We start from the raw sequence: 3,306 nt of genomic DNA on the forward strand, positions 1-3,306 counted from the left end.
CCCCCCCCCCCCGCCCCCCCGCCCCCGCGGGCGCGCGGCCGTAGACGGCGGCGAACCGGCGCCGTGCCGCCGGGGCGGGGAGAAGGAGCACCGCGGCGGCCAGACAGAGCGCTGTCTGCGTCATCGGCCGAGCCGTTCCCCGATGAGCGCGGCCAGGCGCGGGGCGGCGGGAGCGGGCCCGCCATCGGCGCGCCAGGCGGCGACGATGCGCACGCGCCCGTCCTCCGCCCGCTCGACCACGCAGATCTCCCGCAGCCCTCGGGTGCCGTCGGCGGCGCGGCGGACGTGCAACACCACCTGGACGGCGGCGGCCAGCTGGCTGTGCAAGGCGGCGCGGGTCAGACCGCCGAGGGCGGCGAGGGCTTCCAGACGGGCGGGGACCTCGCTCGGGGAATTGGCGTGGACGGTACCCGCGCCACCGTCGTGGCCGGTGTTGAGCGCGGTGAGCAGGTCGACGACCTCAGCCCCGCGGACCTCGCCCACGACGATGCGGTCGGGGCGCATGCGCAGGGCCTGCCGAACCAGGTCGCGGACCGTCACCTCACCGACGCCTTCCACATTGGCGGTGCGGGCGACCAGGCGCACGACGTGCGGGTGGGGTGGGGCGAGTTCGGCGGCGTCCTCGACGCAGACGATGCGTTCGGCGGGATCGACCGCGGCCAACAGGCTCGACAACAGGGTGGTCTTGCCCGCGCCCGTACCTCCCACCACGAGGAAGGCCAGCCGGGCGCGAATGATCTCGGCCAGGAGCGCTTTCGCCGGGGCGGGCACCGCGCCCGAGGCCGCGAGCGCGTCGAGGCCCTGGGTAGCGGGACGCAGCACGCGCAGCGACAGGCAGGTGCCGCCGGGGGCGATCGGGGGCAGGACGGCGTGCAGGCGGACGCCGAAGGAGGGGCCGAGCGCCGAGCCCGCGCGGCCGAGCTTGCCGTCGACCCAGGGTTGGGCGTCGTCGAGACGGCGCCCGACCGAGAGGGCGAGGCGCTGGGCGAGCCTGCGGACGGCGGGCTCGTCGGGGAAGGTGACCGAGGTCTTCTCCAGGCCGCGGCCCCGGTCGATCCACACCGCGTCGGGGGCGGTGACCAGAACGTCGGACACCTGCGGGTCGTGCAGCAGCGGTTCGAGCAGGCCCGCGCCGGTGAACTCGGTCTGCAACAGCCGCAGGGCGCGCAGCAGGTCGGTGTCGCCGAGCACGCCACCCGCCTCGGCCCGGACGGCCGCGGCGAGCTGCGCCGGGTCGGGAGCGCCGCTGTGCCCGGCGAGCCTGGCCCGCACCCGGTCGAGCAGTTCGGCGGTGACCAGGGTGCTCATCGGATCCGCTCCGGTGCCTCGAGGACGTCGAGCACCGCGGCCGCCGCGATGGCCAGCGGGCCGCGCCGCGGCGTGCGCAGCCCGCCCCGCTCGAGCCGGTCGGGCAGATCGGGCTGGGCGCGCACCGCGGCCAGCAGCGGCAGGTCGAGCACCTCGGCGATCTCCTCGCCGCGCAGACCGCCGGGCGCCGGTCCCCGAACGACGATCCCCAAGTTGGGATTACGGGCCGCGATATGGGCCGCGACGGACTCGGCGGCGGCCACCGCGCGCAGCCGGGCCGGTACGACGAGCACCACCAGGTCCGCCGAATCGAGCACCTGATCGGCTGCGGGCCCGCGCTCGCCGGACAGGTCGCAGACGACGAGATCGCCTGCGGCACGGCCTGCTTCGAGCACGGCATGGATCGCCGACGCGCCGATGCGGGTGGGCAATCGGCCGGCACCGCCGCGCCCGCAGGAGAGCACGGCCAGCCCGGGAGCGGCGGCGGGCAGCGCCTCGTGCAGGGTGTGCGCGGCGACGCGGCCGTCCTCGACCACCAGGTCCGGCCAGCGTGGTCCCGAGGCGTTCTCGACGCCGAGCAGCAGGTCCAGACCACCGCCGAAGGGGGCGGCGTCGACGAGCAGCACGCGGCGCTCCCGCGGTTCGCCCACCGCGCGGAAGGCGGTCGCCGCGGCGAGCACGGAGGCGCCCGCACCCCCGCAGGCCCCCGCCACGGCGACGACCACGCCGTTGCCTGCACGGATCTCGGCGTGCTCAGCAAACTTCTCGACAAGCCCCACCGCGGCACCGGGAAGGGCGATGACGCGCTCGGCTCCCACTCCCGTAGCGGCCTGCCAGTCGGCCAGGCCTGGCTCGCCGTCGACCACGAGGACTACCCCGGTTCTGCGGTGCCGAATCACCGCCGCGCACTCCCTCGCGCACGCTGTGTCCAGGATCACCAGCGGGGCCGCCGCCCAGGTGTGCCTGCCCACCGGGGGCTCGGATTCGGCGAGCGGGCGCTGCGCCGCGGCGGCCACCCGGCGCACCTCCTCGCGCAGACGATCATCACGGATCAACACGAGTGCGGGCCGGGTCAGCGGGGCTTCGAGCGGATCGGAGGACATGTCGGCCAGCGTCGCGGAAACCCGGAAGCACCGACACCACACGAATGCCGAATGTGGATAACTCGAAGGCTGTGGACAACCGAGCCGGCCTGGAACTACAACCGTCTGGAAATAGAGGACGGCCCCAGCCGGGGGGGGAGGAGGCTGGGGCCGTCGGGGTTCAGCCCCGGGGGGTCGGGCTGAACACGCCTGGAACATGTCCAGGTGCCAGCAATACTACACCCATCGACCGCCGCCCACGCAAGTGCGGCGCGCAAGAACTTTGCCGACCTCCGGCCGCTCCGGCGTTCCGCGAGCAAACCCGAACCGCGCGGCACCGGCGCGGTCGGGACCCGCGAACGGGCGGGCCCGCCTATCCTGGACAGGTGATGGCCGATGACGACCAGCCCGTGGTCGCGGACCGAAGGGCAGCGCCCGGATCCGCGCAGCACCCGAACCGCACGGGGCGGGTCGCCGCGTTCTTCGACCTCGACAAGACGGTCATCGCCAAGTCGAGCACCTACGTCTTCAGCAAGCCGTTCTACGCCCAGGGCCTGCTGAATCGCCGTGCGGTACTGGAGAGCAGCTACGCGCACTTCCTCTTCCTGCTCTCCGGCGCCGACCACGATCAGATGGAACGGATGCGCGAGCATCTGACCAAGATGTGCGCGGGCTGGGACGTGGAGCAGGTGAAAGCCATTGTCGCCGAGACGCTGCACGAGCTGGTCGATCCGGTGATCTACGCCGAGGCAGCCGATCTCATCGCCGACCACCACATCCGCGGCCACGACGTGGTGATCGTCTCGGCCTCCGGCGAGGAGATCGTCGCGCCCATCGCGCGGGCCCTCGGCGCCGAGCACGTGGCCGCCACCAGGATGGTGGTGGCCGACGGCAGGTACACCGGCGAGGTCGAGTT

The 3,306-nt window shown here is 74.1% G+C and carries 3 protein-coding genes; 1 reads left to right on the forward strand and 2 read right to left on the reverse strand.

The window, feature by feature from the left end:
* Positions 1–120: 120 nt before the first annotated feature.
* Both QH283_RS26930 and ssd read right to left on the reverse strand, forming a co-directional pair.
* A complete protein-coding gene (locus tag QH283_RS26930) occupies positions 121–1,308 on the reverse strand; it encodes a TadA family conjugal transfer-associated ATPase (protein ID WP_280505738.1) in 1,188 nt (395 codons plus the stop codon).
* Positions 1,305–2,411, reverse strand: a complete 1,107-nt coding sequence (gene ssd / locus QH283_RS26935) for a septum site-determining protein Ssd (protein ID WP_280505739.1) — start codon at positions 2,409–2,411, stop codon at positions 1,305–1,307. Before ssd ends, QH283_RS26930 begins: the two co-directional genes overlap by 4 nt.
* A 368-nt stretch (positions 2,412–2,779) precedes the next feature.
* Here ssd and QH283_RS26940 point away from each other — a divergent pair.
* Positions 2,780–3,306, forward strand: a 527-nt coding sequence (locus tag QH283_RS26940) for an HAD-IB family hydrolase (protein WP_280505740.1), incomplete at its 3' end; no start/stop codon positions are given.

Source organism: Nocardia farcinica (assembly GCF_029867845.1).
Taxonomy (GTDB): domain Bacteria; phylum Actinomycetota; class Actinomycetes; order Mycobacteriales; family Mycobacteriaceae; genus Nocardia; species Nocardia farcinica_A.

What these genes read in the sequence shown, in the direction of transcription:
- QH283_RS26930 (WP_280505738.1), bottom strand. Translation starts at nt 1,308, where the DNA reads ATGAGCACCCTGGTCACCGCCGAACTGCTCGACCGGGTGCGGGCCAGG.
- ssd (WP_280505739.1), bottom strand. Translation starts at nt 2,411, where the DNA reads ATGTCCTCCGATCCGCTCGAAGCCCCGCTGACCCGGCCCGCACTCGTG.